The 18,908-nt window shown below is 45.4% G+C and carries 16 protein-coding genes and 2 pseudogenes; 8 read left to right on the forward strand and 10 right to left on the reverse strand.

Annotated elements, in window-relative coordinates; genetic code table 11:
• Nucleotides 1–3: 3 nt before the first annotated feature.
• Both L4D05_RS16380 and uraH read right to left on the reverse strand, forming a co-directional pair.
• Complete coding sequence (locus L4D05_RS16380; protein WP_428794653.1) at nucleotides 4–1,344, reverse strand: NCS2 family permease; 1,341 nt, start codon at nucleotides 1,342–1,344, stop codon at nucleotides 4–6.
• A gap of 187 nt (nucleotides 1,345–1,531) precedes the next feature.
• Nucleotides 1,532–1,885, reverse strand: coding sequence for a hydroxyisourate hydrolase (gene uraH, locus L4D05_RS16385; protein WP_428752062.1), 354 nt, complete (start codon nucleotides 1,883–1,885; stop codon nucleotides 1,532–1,534).
• A gap of 479 nt (nucleotides 1,886–2,364) precedes the next feature.
• On the opposite strand from uraH, the gene puuE reads away from it, so the two are divergent.
• The 6 genes and pseudogenes from puuE to L4D05_RS16415 form a co-directional block, all read left to right on the forward strand.
• The gene (gene puuE / locus L4D05_RS16390; protein ID WP_428752061.1) at nucleotides 2,365–3,288 is read left to right on the forward strand and encodes an allantoinase PuuE; all 924 of its coding nucleotides are present in this window, start codon (nucleotides 2,365–2,367) and stop codon (nucleotides 3,286–3,288) included.
• A gap of 62 nt (nucleotides 3,289–3,350) precedes the next feature.
• Complete coding sequence (gene uraD / locus L4D05_RS16395) at nucleotides 3,351–3,866, forward strand: 2-oxo-4-hydroxy-4-carboxy-5-ureidoimidazoline decarboxylase (RefSeq protein WP_428794654.1); 516 nt, start codon at nucleotides 3,351–3,353, stop codon at nucleotides 3,864–3,866.
• A gap of 111 nt (nucleotides 3,867–3,977) precedes the next feature.
• A complete protein-coding gene (gene alc / locus L4D05_RS16400; protein ID WP_428752059.1) occupies nucleotides 3,978–4,964 on the forward strand; it encodes an allantoicase in 987 nt (328 codons plus the stop codon).
• A 17-nt stretch (nucleotides 4,965–4,981) separates the two neighbouring features.
• Complete coding sequence (locus L4D05_RS16405) at nucleotides 4,982–5,509, forward strand: ureidoglycolate lyase (protein WP_428794655.1); 528 nt, start codon at nucleotides 4,982–4,984, stop codon at nucleotides 5,507–5,509.
• 70 nt (nucleotides 5,510–5,579) lie between these two features.
• A pseudogene (locus tag L4D05_RS16410) lies at nucleotides 5,580–6,479 on the forward strand (urate hydroxylase PuuD); the annotation flags it as partial.
• A gap of 126 nt (nucleotides 6,480–6,605) precedes the next feature.
• A pseudogene (locus L4D05_RS16415) lies at nucleotides 6,606–6,872 on the forward strand (urate hydroxylase PuuD); the annotation flags it as partial.
• A gap of 217 nt (nucleotides 6,873–7,089) precedes the next feature.
• On the opposite strand, the gene L4D05_RS16420 reads toward L4D05_RS16415, so the two are convergent.
• The 8 genes from L4D05_RS16420 to L4D05_RS16455 form a co-directional block, all read right to left on the reverse strand.
• Nucleotides 7,090–7,272, reverse strand: a complete 183-nt coding sequence (locus L4D05_RS16420; protein WP_428752057.1) for a hypothetical protein — start codon at nucleotides 7,270–7,272, stop codon at nucleotides 7,090–7,092.
• 366 nt (nucleotides 7,273–7,638) lie between these two features.
• Nucleotides 7,639–8,004: a YgiW/YdeI family stress tolerance OB fold protein gene (locus L4D05_RS16425; RefSeq protein ID WP_428794656.1), complete on the reverse strand. Its 366-nt coding sequence runs from the start codon at nucleotides 8,002–8,004 to the stop codon at nucleotides 7,639–7,641.
• Nucleotides 8,005–8,273: 269 nt separating this feature from the next.
• Nucleotides 8,274–9,626: a guanine deaminase gene (guaD, locus tag L4D05_RS16430; protein ID WP_428794657.1), complete on the reverse strand. Its 1,353-nt coding sequence runs from the start codon at nucleotides 9,624–9,626 to the stop codon at nucleotides 8,274–8,276.
• 161 nt (nucleotides 9,627–9,787) lie between these two features.
• Nucleotides 9,788–10,699, reverse strand: coding sequence for a xanthine dehydrogenase accessory protein XdhC (xdhC, locus tag L4D05_RS16435; protein ID WP_428794658.1), 912 nt, complete (start codon nucleotides 10,697–10,699; stop codon nucleotides 9,788–9,790).
• Between the two features lie 73 nt (nucleotides 10,700–10,772).
• A complete protein-coding gene (gene xdhB / locus L4D05_RS16440) occupies nucleotides 10,773–13,172 on the reverse strand; it encodes a xanthine dehydrogenase molybdopterin binding subunit (RefSeq protein WP_428794659.1) in 2,400 nt (799 codons plus the stop codon).
• A complete protein-coding gene (xdhA, locus tag L4D05_RS16445; protein WP_428794660.1) occupies nucleotides 13,165–14,610 on the reverse strand; it encodes a xanthine dehydrogenase small subunit in 1,446 nt (481 codons plus the stop codon). Before xdhA ends, xdhB begins: the two co-directional genes overlap by 8 nt.
• A gap of 301 nt (nucleotides 14,611–14,911) precedes the next feature.
• The gene (locus L4D05_RS16450; RefSeq protein ID WP_428752051.1) at nucleotides 14,912–15,646 is read right to left on the reverse strand and encodes a GntR family transcriptional regulator; all 735 of its coding nucleotides are present in this window, start codon (nucleotides 15,644–15,646) and stop codon (nucleotides 14,912–14,914) included.
• A gap of 198 nt (nucleotides 15,647–15,844) precedes the next feature.
• Entirely contained in the window at nucleotides 15,845–16,255 is a 411-nt protein-coding gene (locus tag L4D05_RS16455; RefSeq protein WP_428794661.1) for a MaoP family protein, read from the reverse strand.
• 383 nt (nucleotides 16,256–16,638) lie between these two features.
• Between L4D05_RS16455 and L4D05_RS16460 the strand changes: the two genes are divergently transcribed.
• Nucleotides 16,639–18,018, forward strand: coding sequence for a DNA-3-methyladenine glycosylase 2 family protein (locus L4D05_RS16460; protein ID WP_428794713.1), 1,380 nt, complete (start codon nucleotides 16,639–16,641; stop codon nucleotides 18,016–18,018).
• On the forward strand, nucleotides 18,015–18,488 hold the full coding sequence (locus L4D05_RS16465) for a methylated-DNA--[protein]-cysteine S-methyltransferase (protein ID WP_428752049.1): 474 nt from the start codon (nucleotides 18,015–18,017) through the stop codon (nucleotides 18,486–18,488). The genes L4D05_RS16460 and L4D05_RS16465 overlap by 4 nt, the downstream gene beginning before the upstream one ends.
• Nucleotides 18,489–18,908 lie beyond the last annotated feature (420 nt).

Genomic DNA, 18,908 nt, shown 5'->3' on the forward strand with positions numbered 1-18,908 from the left:
GGGTTAGATGTAAATTAATTTACCGACGAATATAACCGTCAATATGTACATCGACAGTGAGACATCTTTTGTTTTGCCAGTGCACACTTTCAGTACGGTGTAGGTGATGAAACCTAGCGCAATACCGTTGGCAATGGAAAACGTCAGGGGCATCATGAGTGCTGTGATAGCAGCCGGTGCTCCGTTGGTGAAATCTTTCCAGTCGATATGCTGCATGCTACTCATCATGACAAAGGCGACGTAAATCAAAGCACCAGCGGTGGCGTAAGAGGGAATCATGCCGGCAAGTGGCGAAAGAAAAATAGCAGCAATAAATAGTGCGGCCACCACAATGGCGGACAGGCCAGTTCGTGCACCAGCAGCAACACCAGAAGCACTCTCTACATAACTAGTGACAGGGGGACAACCGACGCACGCACCAGCTACACTGGCAATACTGTCTGCTTTTAAGGCTTTGCTCAGACCTTCGATTTTACCCGTGTCTTTATTGACTAGGTTGGCTCGTTCCGCCACGCCCATTAGGGTGCCAGCGGTATCGAACATGTTCACAAACAAGAACGCAAGAATCACACTGACCATCGAAATGTTAAATGCACCCGCAATATCCATTTTTAGGAATGTTGGTGCAATACTCGGCGGCGCGGCAAAAAATCCGTTGTATTGTACTAATCCCAGCATCATGCCGACGGCGGTAACACTTAAAATACCAATTAATACCGCTCCAAATACCCGTCTTTCACTCAATACTGCAATGATAAGAAAGGCCATTGCAGCTAAAATGGCATCAGGCTTAGTAAAATCACCAAGTGATACTAAAGTGGCTGGGTTTTCAACGACGATCCCTGCCGTTTGCAGCCCGATTAGACCAAGGAATAGCCCCACACCGGCGGTCATTGCAAACCGCAAACTGTGTGGGATACTTTCAATGATCCATTGCCTAATTTTGTAAAAACTCATCGCGACAAAAAGAATACCTGAGATAAATACTGCACCCAGTGCGACCTCCCAGCTATAGCCCATTTCGCTTACAACCGTAAACGAGAAAAAGGCATTCAAGCCCATTCCCGGGGCGAGGCCAACAGGCCAGTTGGCAAAAAGCCCCATGAGTAAGCAACCAATTGCGGCCCCGATACAGGTTGCTACAAACACCGCACCCTGATCCATACCAGATGCCGCCATAATGCTAGGGTTTACAAAAATAATGTAGGCCATAGTGGCAAAGGTTGTGACTCCACCAAGCATTTCATTTTTGACACTTGAACCATGTTGTTTGATCTTAAACCATCGTTCGAGAAAGCTATTCTCATTGGTTTGATTGAGCGTTTCTGCTTTGCTTTCGTTCATTTCAGCAAGTCCTTCTAATATTGAATTTCCCTAAACTGCACACGACCAAGCCCATCACATCAAAATGGAGTTTGATGCTTATTAATGAGTCTTTACGACGTCGAGGTTTGCTTTCGAGAGTGTGGCGCGATCACGATTAAGTGACCGAGGTAATTCTTCTCTTATGTAGAACGTCTATTTTGGGCGATTAGCTGCCTCTGTAAGTTGAAAAACTGTATGGAGAAACAAGAAGTGGCACATGGTAATGAGACGCCTCGTCACTAAGTCCAAAGCGAATGACCACGTCATCAAGGAAGGGAACGTCATCGAGCTCAATTCCTTGCTGTTGGAAGTAAGGAGCAACATGAAAGACGAGCTGATATCTGCCTGCAACAAATGCCCTCCCTTCCAGTAGAGGCGCATTGGTTCTGCCATCAGAGTTGGTTTCGGTTTGTAGAATACGTATTGGCGTATCACCGTCCAAGCGGTATAGCACCACCTGAATGTTGGCGCCTGGAACACCACTCGCGGTGTCGAGAACGTGCGTGGTTAATTTTCCCATAATGTGTGCTCGTGCTAAGTCCATAGTGATGCGCGATTGATCGCGCAGTATTGTTGTTAGTCTTGTTTTTATTGCTGTCTTTTGACGTTGTTATCGATGTTAAGAAGCTGAGTGTTGGAACAATGGCGTGCTTTCGCTGAGTTTTTCTTCGCGATGAGAACACCATCGGTACCGCTCACATTTATATTCTTGATAATAATATGTACACAATATCTACAATTAGTAAAGGTTATTGTTATAAAAATGTTGATTTGGCTAACGATATTTTTGATGTTTTTTATCGTCGTCACGAACAAATGTTCGTCGGGTTGTATTTTAACTTATTGTTTTAATAGAGGTAAAATAAATAATTTAACTTTAGAAACAAAATCTTTACATTAAAATAAAAAATTGTATACAATAAATGTATTGAATGGATTTGTCGGCGCGCTTCTCTACGCCGAAATTCATAGAACTTACGGACTAGCAGGAGCGATTGGATGAGTCAGGATTATTCTCGAAATCTTATCGGATATGGACCAACGCCCCCTCACCCCAAGTGGCCAAATGAAGCTCGCATTGCGGTTTCTTTTGTTCTGAACTACGAGGAAGGGGGAGAGCGATGTTTATTGCATGGCGATGATGAATCAGAAGCGTTTCTGTCTGAAATTCCGGGCGCTTTGGCGATTCCCGGTGAGCGTCACATGAGCATGGAGTCCATTTATGAATATGGCAGTCGTGCTGGAGTATGGCGGATTTTGCGTTTATTCGAAGAATACGATATTCCATTAACGGTATTTGCTGTGGCAATGGCGGTTGAGCGTTACCCCGACGTTGCGATTGCGATGAAAGAAGCTGGGCATGAAATCTGTAGCCATGGTTATCGCTGGATTGATTATCAATATATGGATGAATCCGAAGAGCGCGATCATATGATGAAAGCCATTGAAATTATTCAACGGGTGATTGGAGAGCGCCCACTGGGTTGGTATACGGGGAGAACGGGGCCGAATACACGTCGACTTGTGGCTGAGGAAGGGGGGTTTGCTTATGACTCTGATGCTTATGATGATGACTTACCTTATTGGCATACAGAAGCCGGACGGCCTCAGCTTGTGATTCCGTACACTCTCGATGTTAACGATATGCGATTTGCTACGGCGCAGGGGTTTAATTCAGGAGAGCAATTTTTCCAATACTTGAAAGACACGTTCGACACGCTTTATGCCGAAGGCGAGAGCGCGCCTAAAATGATGTCCGTTGGCCTACATTGCCGTTTAATCGGTAAGCCTGGACGAATTGCGTCTCTCAAGCGATTCATTGAATACGTTCAGCAGCACGACAAGGTTTGGTTATGCCGACGCATCGATATTGCTAATCATTGGCATCAAACTCATCCGTATCAGGCTGAATCTAAGTCGTGAACACGGCTACCAATGCCGTTCAGCACCACCATACTTTTAACTCGATGGAAGGAAGCATAGATATGACACCGTTTAAATTTGGCAAACCGACGCAATTAAATAAAACCGACTTTGTCGCGCGGTTTGCCGATATCTATGAGCACAGTCCTTGGGTCGCGGAGTCGGTTTTTGAGCAAGGGCTTGCTGAGCAAGATAACCACATTGAATCACTTCATGAAAAAATGGCGTCAGTGTTATTGGCTGCCCCTTATGAACAACAACTCGCGCTTATTAATGCTCACCCAGATTTAGCGGGCAAAGCAGCGATAGACGGAGAACTCACGGCGGCTTCAACTTCAGAGCAAGCAGGGGCAGGTATTGACCAGTGCTCGAAGGAAGAGTTCGCACAATTTACCACTTATAACGATAGCTACAAAAGTCGCTTCACATTTCCCTTTATCATGGCGGTAAAAGGGGCCAATCGTTACCAAATTCTTGAATCGTTCGAGATGCGATTAGGCAATGATAGTGAAACTGAGTTTGCTACGGCGATTAATGAAATTAACCAGATAGCACTTTTTCGCCTCAGAGATATGTAAGTCATAGGAAGACAGCTATCTCTGCTACTGGTTAGGTGGAAGTGGCGTTAACACGCCGTCACCTAACACTCATTTTATTATTTATTGATTAATTGAACTGGATGACCGGATATGTCCTTAGATTTTGAACAGTACATCAACTTAGCCGATGAAAAACTCGGTGCTCAAGCGCTTTTTGCCACCGATGATTTTTTTGCTGATAAGTCGCGTTTGTTACGCAGAGCAGCGCCAGAATGGAAAGATGATGTTTATGATGACAACGGCAAATGGATGGATGGCTGGGAAAGCCGCCGCAAACGTAGTGAAGGCTACGATTACTGTGTCGTGAAGTTGGGGTTAGCTGGCACCATTGCTGGATTAGATATTGATACTTCGTTTTTTACTGGCAACTTCCCGCCATCGGCCTCTGTTGATGCGATTTATAGTCCAAATGAAGATCCAACGGATTTAGCTCATTGGGAAGAAATTTTACCATCACAAGCGCTATCTGGAGACCAACACCATCTCAATGACATTGCCAGTGACAAAGTGTTTACTCATGTTCGTTTAAATATTTACCCAGATGGCGGTGTCGCGCGACTGCGTGTTTACGGGCAACCGAGTGTTGATTGGGAAGCGATTGATTCACTGCAGCAAGTTGATCTTGCAGCGGTAGAGAATGGTGGTCGAGCTTTAGCTTGTAGTGATGAGCACTATGGAAATAAGTCTAATATTCTTGGCCCTGGACGTGGTGAAAACATGGGTGACGGCTGGGAAACGGCGCGTCGTCGGACGCCTGGTAATGATTGGGTTATTGTCGCGTTAGGCCATGCTGGCAATATCGGACGGGTTGTTGTCGATACCGCGCACTTTAAAGGTAATTTCCCAGATAGCTGCTCTATTCAAGCGGCATATGTGAAAGGTGGTACGGATGATCAAGTCGCGACACAAAGCCTTTTCTGGCAAGAGCTACTTCCAGCACAAAAACTCAACGCTCATGACATTCAGGAGTTCGTGTCGCAAGTGAATGAGATAGGCCCGGTGACACACGTTAGGTTAAATATTTTCCCTGACGGAGGGATTAGTCGTCTTCGTTTGTTTGGTACCAAAGCAGACTGAAGAATGAGGAACGTATAATGAGTAATGGAATCCGCCGTTTAGCGATTGAGCCTCTCACCCAAGAGCGTTTTTCTGATTTTGGTGACGTTATTGAGACCGAAAATCGAGACTACTTTATGATCAATAACGGTTCAACACGTCGCTATCATCGCCTTGCTGACACCGATGTTGATGAACAGCAAGGGCAAGCGATCATCAGTATATTTCAGGCCATGCCGTTGAAATACCCACTGACGATAGAAATGCTAGAAAGGCATCCTCTTGGTTCGCAAGCGTTTATCCCATTACTTGGTCAACCGTATCTTATCGTCGTTGCAAAGAGAGGGGACACACCGTCATTAACAGAATGTCGCGCATTCATCAGTAATGGGCGACAAGGTGTTAATTATCATAAAGGGGTGTGGCATCACCCAGTTCTGACACTGGCTGAGAACGATCAGTTCTTAGTCGTCGACAGGGCAGGTGATGGGCATAACTGCGATGAAGTGTTCTTTGATCAGAACCTTGTCTCGCTTCATCTTGATGATATCCCAACAATGAGTTAGCACGACGATAAGCTGGGTTAAAAGGAATGAATGCAGCGCTTAGATTGAGGCTGCTAAGAAGGAGTATGTTATGGATCCGCACATGACAGAATGGTTGAACCTGCTAATTCGATGGGTTCATATGGTCGTCGGTGTCGCTTGGATTGGCGCATCGTTTTATTTTGTTTGGTTGGAAAACAACCTTAACCGCAGTAACCCAAAAGAAGGGCTTTCTGGCGATCTTTGGGCGATTCACGGTGGTGGCATCTATCACCTTGAGAAATACAAATTGGCTCCGCCTAAAATGCCAGATAACTTGCATTGGTTTAAATGGGAAGCGTACTTTACTTGGATAACAGGGGTCTGCTTACTCGGCGTTGTGTATTACCTCAACGCAGACCTTTATCTTGTTGCCCCAGGCTCTGGTATCGATTCTGCTACCGCCATCGCGATTGGCATTGGCTCTTTAGCAGTAGGTTGGTTGGTGTACAGCTTTCTTTGTGATTCATTCTTGGGAAAAACCCCGGTTATTCTGGGCGTTGTGCTGTTTCTTGGTTTGGTCGCGGCGGCGTATGGATTAACTCAGGTCTTTAGTGGACGAGGCGCTTACATTCATGTTGGTGCGATAATTGGCACTATCATGGTGGGTAACGTGTTCTTTGTTATCATGCCCGCACAGCGTAATCTGGTGAAGGCGATTGAAGAGAATACAGAGCCAGATCCACGTCTGCCAGCCAAAGGGTTGTTGCGCTCTAGACATAACAACTATCTCACGCTGCCAGTATTATTCATCATGATCAGTAACCACTTCCCTAGTACCTATGGGTCACACTATAACTGGCTGATATTAGCAGGCTTATCGGTATTTAGTATTTTGGTTCGTCATTACTTTAATACTCGCCATGGCAGTCAAAAGTTCGCATGGACCATACCCGTCGCCGCATTAGGTATGATCACATTGGCGTTCGTTACCTCGCCGTACGCCAATAAGCCATCGGTAATGAAAGCTGGGCACACTAGCACTGTGACTGAGAGTTCTATCGAGAAGGAATCCAATGATACCTCAACAGACGTGGTGAGCACTGATAGTCAGAGCAGCGATGTGGCCATAGAGGATTCGGCGTCTTCCTTTGCGCAGATTAACCAAGTGATTCAAGTACGTTGCACGGTGTGTCATTCGGCCACACCTTCACATGCCGCGTTTCAAACCGCGCCAGGGGGGCTCATGCTTGATACTCCACAGGAGATCAAAATTAACGCTTCTCGCATTGTCGCCCAGTCAGTGACGACCAAAGTCATGCCTTTGGGTAATTTAACCCAAATGACCGATGATGAACGTGTTTTAATTGGCGAATGGGTAGAACAGGGAGCGCAAATACAGTGATGGGCTAGTGAGGTCGCCTTTATGTCTCGTGAAGGTACCCAAGGTAGTATCTTGTGAACGTAAAACGTAAATGAACAAGAAGGCATCAGGATCGATAGGTTCTGGTGCTTTTTTATTGCCGGTATTTGATTAGATGATGTAGGTAAAGCTAGCGTGGGGCGCTATTGTTAGAAATCCGCCGCAGTTAAGCGGCGATGATTTAAGTGGTACTGGTTATTTAGAAAAGGTCATTAAGTAAGTCGACCAACTCATTTTCAGTCTTCGGCATTTTGGCCAGCTCAATACAGGCTGAACTGCCGCCTTTGAGCATATAAGCTCGGGTAGTACAGTGATCGTGATGAAACCATTTTCCATTGATACAAACGTCTGTATAACATCTTGGGTCTTGTTTAAGTTCCATACTGCTTCCTTTCTATTAACCTTTAACAACAAGTGATTAACATGAACGTTTTTCAAAAGAATTGATTTGATCTAGATCAATAGGTGCGGTGGATTAACACTATAGGGTTAATTGAAAATAGTAGATGTATCACGCTATAAAAGCACTCTACATGGTTTTTAATATCAAAATACCAGGCTAATTTGGAGTAGTGGACTATTTTAGGAGTTTGACTAGGCGGATCCTATGGCAAGAAAAAAATGGTATTTTTCGATCTGCATCGAATTTAAACAGAGTGTCCACTATTGGCTGCATGAGCGCTTGTTAAATTTACGTGACAAAGAACCCACGTTGTGGAGTCTTTGTCACCGAACCATCCGCTTGCGATTATTTGCTTGCAATTACAATGCGGTTGACATCGATAGTCGCGTCTTCCCATGTATCTTTATCTAGGCTACCCGTAATGATAACCGTGTCTTGCGGTGTTACGTCAACCCCTTGCCAAACACGATCATCAATTTCAACGACAATGGTATTGGTACCATCAGTAAATTGATAGTCTTCATCACCTAACGCGTGAGTGATGGTGCCTGTGATTTGCACTGGTGTATCGTCATTGGCTTTTAGCGCTTGCTCAACGGTCGTTTGCATTCCTTCAGTTGGGCCGTTGAAACCGCCGTTAGCTGGCATCGTATTTGCCGCTGCAAAGCCAGATGCTAGGACAAGAGTTGTTGCGATGATGATGTTTTTCATGTGAACCTCAGAACTTATAGTATTCGTTTATAGTGCTATTAATAGGCGGTGTCGTTGGTATTTTTAGCGACGGATTCATAGAACTCTATGTTCTTGAGTCGTTGACTAATCCAATGAAGCACTGCCTGAGCGTTTCGTTGATGGTGCTACTATGCACTAGGCTGAATTAATGAGGACTGAAGTGAATATTCAGAATTCGTTCATAATCAAAAAAGTCGCCATTCAAAGGCGACTTTTTTGATGAGGATGGTCAGTCTTATAGATTCACGCTAAATAAGATTGACGATTTTTTTCTCAGGACGTTTGGATTGGGACTGGTTTACATCATACGCTTTATTGCCATAGATGTAGGTTTCACATACGGTGCGGTCATCACCTAAGCTCATTAATACAAACAGCTTCTCTTCCAACGTTGTAGTTTGCTGCATTCTAAAGCGCATGAGCTGCGTGGCATGGAGATCGAGCACCACAAAGTCCGCTTCTTTGCCCACGGCAAGGTTGCCAATCTTATCTTCTAAGTGCAGTGCTTTCGCACCACCGAGAGTGGCGAGATAAAGTGACTTGAACGGATGTAGCTTTTCTTGCTGCAGTTGCATGATTTTGTACGCTTCACTCATGGTTTGAAGAATAGAAAAGCTGGTACCAGCTCCGACATCCGTTCCCATTCCCACACGCACGCCTTTTTCTTCAAGTTTGGTGAGTTTAAAGAGTCCTGAACCAAGAAATAGATTAGAGGTAGGGCAGAAAGCGATGGCCGATTCGCTTTCTGCAAGGCGCTCACACTCACAGTCTGATAGGTGAATGCCGTGGGCAAAAACGGATCGCTTATGTAGTAAGCCGTAGTGATCATAGACATCTAAGTAGCTGTCACGCTCTGGGAATAGGTCAAGTACCCATTCAATTTCCTTTTTGTTTTCGGACAAGTGAGTATGTAGGTATACATCGGGGTATTCTTCTAATAACTTCCCAACGGTCGCCAGTTGCTCTGGTGTACTTGTTGGGGCAAACCTTGGCGTGACGGCATAAAGTAACCGACCTCGCTGATGCCATTTCTCAATCAGATCTTTTGAAGCTTGATAGCCGGATTCTGGTGTGTCGGTTAAGTAGTCTGGTGCATTTCGATCCATCAGGACTTTGCCAGCAATCATGCGTAAGTTTCGCTTTTCAGCCTCTGAGAAAAATACGTCAATCGATTCTTTGTGAACGGTGCCAAATACCAGAGCGGTGGTGGTACCGTTACTGGCAAGCTCATCTAAAAATAGTTTTGCCACCTTATGGGCATAGATAGGGTTTTTAAAGCGGCGCTCTTCCGGAAAGGTGTAGTTTTCAAGCCAATCGAGCAGTTGTTCACCGTAGGAGGCGATCATACCGGTTTGCGGGTAGTGAATATGGGTATCAATAAAACCAGAGGTAATCAGTTTGTCTTGATAGCTTGTTACAGGCATGGATGGGCTGTGGCGTGCCAGGACTTCTGTTGCAGGGCCAATATCGATGACATGACCGTTTTCTACGACTAACACCCCATCTTCGAAATATTGGTACGACTGTTCTAAATCGACCTCTTTAGGGTCTGCGATACTATGGAGTATGCTCGCGCGATAGGCGCTGCGTTGCGTTGTCATTTTGATTTCCTTTTCTACCAGCAAGCATGCTTACCAGTGTATGTATTCTGTGTGTAACCTAAACGCGTATTGAGTCTGATGCTCGTGATGGGCATGCCCAGCACATTGTGTGCCGTGAGAGTTTTGCCATTCTAATCACTCGCAATTGCGGCGAGCTTGGGTTACGCGATATGTTGATGTGGCGCTTCATCGTTTGGGGCAATATTGTTGTCTTGGTCTATGATATTGCTCTCTTTTGAGGTGCGTACCGCCGCGCGGTTATTATTCCTATTGCCATGAGTTGGGCGCTTTTGCTCGATACTTTGCCCTTGATAATGGGCAATTAATTCGCCAGTAACAGAAACGGCGATTTCTGCAGGGTGCTTACCTGTTACCGCGCTAATGCCGATAGGGCAAACCATGCTATTAATTTGGTCTTGGTTATAGCCACGTTGCGACAATCTGAAATCGAATTTCTTGCGTTTAGTGAGGGAGCCAATCATACCAAAGTACACACTGTCATTTTTATCAATGATGGCTTTGGCCAGCTCAAAATCAAGTTGATGGTTGTGTGTCATCACTAAATAATAGCTGTTTGATGGCAGGTGTCTCACTTCACCGACGGGATCATCGGAGACAAGCTTAGTCACGCCATGAGGTAAACTATCAGGAAATTCCTCTTCTCGTTCATCGATCCAAGTAACGCGAAATGGCAGGGTAGCCACGATATGAATTAAGGCTTTCGCCACATGGCCCGCTCCGAAGATCACGAGATGTCTTTTTGCTGTGCCGATAGGTTCAAAGCTTAGAGTTGCCATTCCCCCACAACATTGCCCTAAACGGGCGCCAAGATTGAAGCGCTCAACTTTCAGCCCTTGCTCTCTTGTGTCTAGCATCTCTCTAGCCATTTTTGCGGCGACATGTTCGAGGTGACCGCCACCAATGGTGGCAATAATACGATCATGCGTGACTAGCATTTTCGTTCCGGCATCGCGAGGAACCGAGCCTTTATCTTCTAGTACGGTTACCATGACGCAAGACTCATGGTCTTTCTCAAGTTGTGCCAGTGCTTGAATCCAATTGTCTTTAAACATACCGTTCTCCTTAAATATCCCTCAACCCTTCAGTAGGCGGTCCCTTTTGAAAAGAGACCGCGTGGCGGCGGTGTTAGGCGCTGCGTTGGTAGCCCTTGGCTGAAGTGGAATTGTTTTTTAGCGGTGTGGTGACAGCCTGTACAGCCATGAGCACACGCTCTGGTGTTGCTGGCGTATCCAATTTAGGGATAGCACCATCTACGGCAACAGACGCAATCGCATCTTTTAATGCACTCCAAACCGACATTCCAAGCATAAATGGTGGCTCACCCACCGCTTTGGAGTTAAAGACGGTGTCTTCTGGATTGCTGCGGTTTTCTAGAAGCTCAGTCCTAAAGTCGATCGGCATGTCGGCAATAGCGGGGATTTTGTAACTCGCAGGCCCATTTGTCATCAGGCGACCTTGCTCATTCCAGACTAATTCTTCCGTGGTTAACCAGCCAGCGCCTTGTACAAAGCCACCTTCGATTTGTCCAATATCGATGGCGGGATTTAGCGATGCGCCGACATCGTGCAAAATATCCACCCTGAGGATTTTGTACTCACCAGTAAGCGTATCAATGATGACTTCAGAGCAGGATGCGCCGTAGGCGAAATAATAGAATGGACGACCGCGAGCCTTTTCGTGGTCATAGTAAATCTTCGGCGTGCGATAGAACCCAGTACTCGATAGAGAGATCTGGTTCATCCATGCCAGTTCAGCGAAGTTGGCAAAGGTCATGATCTTTTCACGAATTTGCACAAAGCCATTTTTGAAAATGACCTCTTCTGGTGTAACAGAAAAGTGAGCGGACGCAAAATCGATCAACCGCTGCTTGATGGTCATGGCTGCGTTTTGTGCGGCCTTACCGTTGAGGTCGGCGCCCGATGAAGCGGCGGTCGGCGAGGTGTTCGGCACCTTGTCGGTATTGGTTGCGGTGATTTGGATACGGTCAACATCAACTTGAAACTCCTGAGCAACGATTTGTGCAACTTTGATATTAAGACCCTGTCCCATTTCGGTACCACCGTGATTCAAGTGAATACTGCCATCGGTGTAAATATGGATTAGGGCGCCAGCTTGGTTTAGAAACGTCGCGGTAAAGGAAATACCGAATTTAACTGGGGTGATCGACAAGCCTTTTTTTAGGATAGGACTTTGCTGATTGAACTTGGCGATGGCTTTACGCCTTGCATGATAATCACTGCTTTGCTCAAGTTGTTCGGTGATTTCTGGCATGAAGTTATCTTCTACCGTTTGGTAGTAATGTGTGACATTGCGTCCTTCGTCGCCATAGTAATTCGCTTTACGAACCTCTAATGGATCTTTGTTTAGGTACCTGGCAATTTCGTCCATGATATGTTCAATCGTCATCATGCCTTGTGGACCACCAAAGCCTCGATAGGCGGTGTTTGACGCAGTATTGGTTTTACAGCGATGCCCGGTAATGGTTGTGTCACCAAGGTAGTAGGCGTTGTCAGAGTGAAACATAGCACGGTCAACAATAGAGCTAGAAAGATCAGGTGAGTAACCGCAGTTACCGGCAACAATAATTTCACTGCCTTGGATCACGCCATTGTCATCAAAGCCGACTTTATACTGGTTGTAAAAAGGGTGTCGCTTACCCGTCATCGTCATATCTTCGTTACGTAATAGACGCATCTTGGTGGGACGACCAGTCAAATGAGCAATGACAGCAGCCATGCAAGCCGGTGCTGCGGCTTGGGTTTCTTTACCACCAAAGCCTCCCCCCATGCGGCGCATATCAATGACGACTTTATGCATCGCTACTCCAAGCACCTCAGAAACCAGTTTTTGTACTTCTGTGGGGTTTTGTGTGGAGGTGTAAACAATCATGCCGCCATCTTCGGTTGGCATGACACTGCTGACTTGAGTCTCTAGGTAGAAGTGTTCTTGACCGCCAATATCAATATCACCTTCAATGACATGGGTCGCTTGGGCGATGGCCTTAGCGGAGTCGCCACGCTTTTGCTGATGACTTTCCGTGACAAAGTGTTTTTTCTCGAGCGCTTCTTTTACGTCTAGGATCGCAGGTAGGACTTCGTATTCAACAATAGCGGCGTGGGCCGCTTTTCGAGCGACTTCTAGGCTGCTGGCAGCAACGGCGATAACAGGTTGCCCATAGTATTCTACTTTACCGTCAGCAAGTAGCGGATCGCCGGGAAGAATGGCGCCGATGTCGAGTTGACCAGGGATGTCTTTTGATGTGATGGCAATTTCAACGCCCTCAAATTCATAACATGGAGAGACATCAATACGAGTGATAATGGCATGTGCCTGTGTGCTTAGTAGCGCATAGACGTGCAACTGATTGGGAAATTCTAAACGGTCATCAATGTAGACGGCTTCGCCAGTGACTTGTTTGGGTGCACTGTCATGTTTAACGCTTTTACCAACTCCCGTTTTGAGATCTTGTTTGACTAGCGCCACCATCTCTTCGTGAGTCAATGGGTTGTGATTCACATTAGACATAAGACGTTACCCTCGTTTCAATCTGATTGTTCTTGTTCGATTCTTCTATGTAGTAGCGCTTTAGCATGTTGCAAGCGGTCATTGAGCGATATTCTTGGCTGGCTCTAAAGTCGGAAAGAGGCTCAAACTCATCCGCTATAGCGGCCATGGCGTGTTCAATGGTTTGTTCGTTCCAAGGTTGTCCTACAAGATGTTGTTCACAGAGGTTGGCTCGCTTAGGTATGGCAGCCATACCACCAAAGGCAATGCGAGCATGAGTGACCGTACCGTTGTCAATTTTAAGATCAAAGGCGCCACAAACGGCTGAGATATCGTCATCTAATCGCTTGGATAATTTGTATGCACGAAAGCCCGATTGTGTTGGTTTAGGTATGAAGATTTTTTCGATAAATTCACTTGGCTTTTGAGCCGTGACTTTGTAACTGATGAAGTATTCTTCAATCGGTAATGTGCGGGTTTCGCTGCCACAGCGGAGCTGTACTTTGGCGTCTAGGGCAATTAATAGTGGCGGTGTATCGCCAATCGGAGAAGCGTTGGCGACGTTGCCACCAATCGTACCCTGATTTCGTACTTGCAAAGAGGCAAAGCGATGCAACAATTCACCAAAATCTGGGTAGTAGCGCTGCAACAGTTGATAAGCGTCGCTGATAGGGAGGTTTGCGCCGATGATTAAATCGTTTTCCGCGTCCTCGCACACTTTCATGTCTTCGACTAGATTGACGCTGATTAGTGTCTCTATTTCTCGGTGAAATTGTGTCACTTCCAACGCTAAATCTGTTCCTCCAGCAACCAATTTTGCCGTTGGGTGCGCTTGATATAGTTTCGCCAGCTCTTCGGTGGATTTAGGAGAAAAAGCGGTAAGGTGACCTGCTCGTAAACTGGCTTCGTTTTGTTGGATCTTTTCCAGTTTTTGAATGGTGATTCGAGAGAGTTCAGAAAACTGGTCAGTGAGTGGGGTGTCATCACATAGAGATAACGCGGCATCAACAATTGGGCGATAACCAGTACATCGACAAAGGTTGCCCGCGAGAGACTCCATGACATCCTGTTTATTGGCGTTAGGTTTGTTTTTCCCTAGCGCAAACATCGACATAATAAACCCAGGCGTGCAGTAACCACATTGTGAGCCATGAAAATCGACAATGGCTTGCTGTACAGGATGAAGAGAGCGATCTTTCGCTTGTAAATCTTCAACCGTGATGAGCTGCTTACCATGTAGAGCTGAAATAAAGGTCAGACAGGAATTAACCGAGCGGTAACTAAGCTCGCCGTCGACAAGTTCGCCCAGTACCACAGTACAAGCTCCGCAATCACCAGAACCACACCCTTCTTTGGTGCCATTTTTGTTTACCTGTGTTCTTAGGTAATTCAGTACTGTCATATTGGGAGACAGATTTTCTTCTTGTCTAATATCTTGATTGAGTAGGAAAGTAATCAAGAGACCTCCTTGTGTAAGACGTTTAGAGACTAATTATTTTTCTGACCTTTGGGTCAATAATTAGCCAAACTGACCGCCTGGTCAACTATTTTCTTACAAAATAGCAACATTATTTTAGGGTGGATTGTCTTTGATAATGAAAGGGTTGAGTTATGTGGTTGATATCTAAAAGGTTAGCTTATGTTTGATATGTTAACTGTTTGTTGTGTTGTGATGATCGGTAAAGAGTAAAACGAATTTAAATGGGGAGGTGGCTTGGGGAAGTTGCGCAGTGCCTCCTTTTACGGAGGCACTGCAAGCATTAGGATTTTGCTTTAAGGAGATCGGAGAACACGACATGCAAATCATTTGAGGTGGTGGCATTGTCGAGATTCAACTTGGAGCGTATATGGTCTAAATGCTCTTTCATTAAGCTTAGCGCTTGTTGTTCATTACCAGCTTCAATCGCGTCGAGAAGCCCTGTGTGTTCATCTAGAGAGCAGTTAGAGTGACTGCCAGTTTCATATTGCGCAATCAGTAGTGATGTTTGCGACACAAGGCTACGCTGGAAGGTTAACAGTGGCGCATTGTCTGCCATTTCAGCCAATTTGATGTGGAATTCGCCGGACAAACGCAGGCCCGAACCATAGTCATTCACAGCAAAGGCTTTGTTTTCTTTGGCAACGAGTTTTCGACATTCGGCGATTTGTGCTGGTGTTGCGTTGTTGACCGCTAGCTCAGTGATTGCTAGCTCCATCACTTCTCTCGCCTTAAAGATTTGTTTTGCTTCATCAACAGTAGGCGCTGAAACAATGGCACCTCGATTGGGGCGAATATCGACCACTTTTTCCAATGACAAACGTAGCAGAGCTCGACGAATGATCGTGCGGCTAACACCAAAAATTTCGCCTAAGGCTTCTTCGTTCAGCTTGGTTGCTGGTGGTAGGCGTTGTTCTAAAATGGCATCAAAGATATGGCAATAGACCACGTCATCTTGGGTTTGCCCCGCCACCTTGGTTTTAATGTTTGTGTTTACAGAGTTTTTCAGGCTTGCCATCAGGTAACAGTACTCGTTTACAAAATATGAACTAATAGAACAATAATACTTCACTTTGTATACAAGTATCTAGCTGAAACGAAAACTGTGATGAGTCGTGCAGAATTTATGAAGAACATCGTGTTAGCAACAAATCACAAAGGCGTGCATAGAATAAAGTAATCTAGCCGTCATGGATGACGGCTGATTATTTGAGCGTTATCTATCGGCGATATCTGAGTCCTCAGTGACCAAACTGTCGTCCAACACGTCATCTTGCTGGTAGTCGTCATCGTCATCGTCGTCGCGACTCGCTTCAGCTTCAACTGGCTTTTTACCGTTTAATGTGTGAAATCGTCGTCGATCGCGAGCTAAATGAATATACTTGACCCATGCTCTTTCGATCTTAGTTTCAGCCTGTCTTTCATCTTGCATGACCAGCAAAAAGTGTTGTTCGACTATGCTCTCAGGTGCTATCTCACCTTGTTCGAGTTGATTCATAGTCGCACCATAACGAATTAAAATCTCTTCTTCGGCTAACGTAAAGTCGCCAGATTTTGCAAAGCCACGGCGAAATTTGTTGTTGTCATAAAATGGCTTATTGCCAAGACGAAAATCTACATCAGACATAATAACCTCATGCAATCATGTTAACTGTTTGACACTGACCTAGTATAGAAAGTGTCGACGAAATTGCAGGTTTTTTAACCAGTATTTTCACCCCGATGAAACATAGATTTGCTAACATCTTGGCGAACCATTACTTTTCATTTTTATCGTTAAGAAAATATGATGCTGTGATGACATTTTTATGTTCGTCACGTTTTTATATTCACTTCCGAAAATGGCGAGTTTAGATGAGAAGGTGCGTTACACTTATTGTACTAATCACGATGACAATTATTGGCATGGTCGTGCAGTACAAGGGAGTTTAACAACAGATGGCGGTATCATTGAACGATTTATCGACTTACGAGTTCTTGACGAATGACTTCAACGGGCGTGAACCAAAGATGCAAGAAGGCATTCATCATCAACAAATAGAACAATTTCGACTGGCCCGCTTGTCTCGGGATAGTCGATTTGACGGTCAGTTTTTCGTTGCCGTGAAGACAACCGGCATATTTTGTCGTCCTATTTGTCCTGCTAATTTGCCTAAAGAAGAGAACGTTGAGTATTTTGTAAATGCTCCAATGGCATTACAGGCTGGTTACCGCCCTTGTCTGCGTTGTCGGCCGGATAGCGCCCCGAGCTCGTGGGCGTGGCAAGGCGTTGAAACGACCTTCCGGCGAGCAATCCATTTGATCGAGCAAGGCGCGTTGCAACAGAGTAGTGTCGAGCGCTTAGCTGCGAGGCTTGGTATAAGTAGCCGTTATTTAAGACAAGTATTTGAAAAGCACCTTGGTATGTCGCCAAAGCAATATGCGCAATATCAGCAACTCATGTTTGCAAAGCAGTTACTACACTGCAGTTCTATGAGCGTAACGGATATTGGTTTTGCTTGTGGTTTCAACAGTACTCGCCGATTTAATGATGCCTTTCAAAAGTTATTGAAGCTCAATCCAACGAATATGCGACGGCAGCAGCGTGTTGATGGGGCAAGTAACTCGTTGCTGCTTGCCTACCGCGGTGCTTATGACTGGCAACGGCTTCTGGCATTTTATCAATTTAGAGCCATTGATGGCATAGAGCGAGTGACTGAGCACTCTTATGAGCGATATATCGAACTGGATCGAACGTTAGGGTGGTTTAAAGTTTGGGCGGACTTCGAAGATAAAAAAACCGTTCGTGTCGAGTTTGATGTGGAAGATGCGAGGCAGTTGTATTCTATGGTCAGTAATATTAAACGTATGTTCGACCTCAATGCGGATCTGTCGGCGATTGAAAGTCATCTATCAAACGTCGATGCAAACCTCGTACGCCATAGTGGCATCCGTATCCCCGGGGTATGGTCAACATGGGAGGCGGGAGTTAGAGCGGTGCTGGGGCAGCAAGTTTCTGTGAAAGCGGCGATTGGACAAGTTAATTTACTCACTGATACAGTAAATAAAACTCAATCTGGGCAGAAGGTGTTTCCTGATCCATGTTCAGTTATCCAACATGATTTGAGCTTTTTGCGAATGCCTCAGAGCCGAAAAGACACATTATTGCGGTTAGCTACTGCCCTTAACGACGATGTAAATCTCGCCCCTGATTTGTGGGCTGAAATAAAAGGCATTGGCCCGTGGACGATGAACTATGCGAAGCTACGTGGCTTGTCTCAGCCAGACTTGTTACTAGCCACCGATCTTATTGTGAAAAAATACACAGACCTTCACCCTTCGTGTGTCGCGAGCCGAGTTTCACCGTGGGGAAGTTATGCCACTTTACATTGTTGGAGCCAACATTCATGACATTTTATGCGGTAGTAGACAGCCCATTGGGGCGAGTGACGATTCAGGCTACGGAGCAGGGGCTCACCGGGGTGTGGTTTGAGGAGCATACCACCCAGCCAGAACAGTTGGGGGAGTTGCAAGCGGACCATCCAATTTTATTACTTACAAAGCAACAGCTTAGTGAATATTTTTCTGGTGTTCGTAAGACTTTTGATATCCCACTTGCGGCAAAAGGAACCCCTTTTCAGATGCAGGTTTGGCAAGCGTTATGCGATATTCCTTATGGGCATTCAATGAGTTATCAAGAGTTGGCAGATTACATCGGTAACCCAAAAGCGGTGAGAGCCGTAGGCTCAGCAAATGGGAAAAACCCGATATCGGTGATTGTACCGTGCCATCGTGTCATTGGAAAAAGTGGTCAATTAACGGGCTATGCCGGTGGAGTGGCACGCAAAAAGGCTTTGCTGAATCTTGAAAATAGAGCATAGACTCAACGCTAGTGACCACAATGGCACCCTTGCTCTGTCAGCTTAAAGTTAATTTATTGCTTTGGGTTGTTAGGTGCACGCAATAACACGGTAGCATTTAGTGATAAGTTTCATATTTATTATTGTTAACGGTGGGTTTTTATCGATTTGCAATTGCGTGTGTTTGCATTTTGCGGATTTAATTGCATTATGCAAAAATTATATGAGTATAGTTTATTCACTTAATAGGAAAACCAAGCAATAACAGCAAAAAAAAGAAGATTTAAAACTTGGCACGCTATCTGCATGTATATAAGTGACCCTTATTAAGCCGAGGGTCACCTAGCCAACTGACGTTGTTAGTGAACACCTCTTGTTCACACATGTATATAGCCAGTCACCTTATTTTGTGGCTGGCTTTTTTTCTTTCTAAACACAGCG

The organism is Vibrio nomapromontoriensis (genome assembly GCF_050337205.1).
Lineage (GTDB): Bacteria > Pseudomonadota > Gammaproteobacteria > Enterobacterales > Vibrionaceae > Vibrio > Vibrio nomapromontoriensis.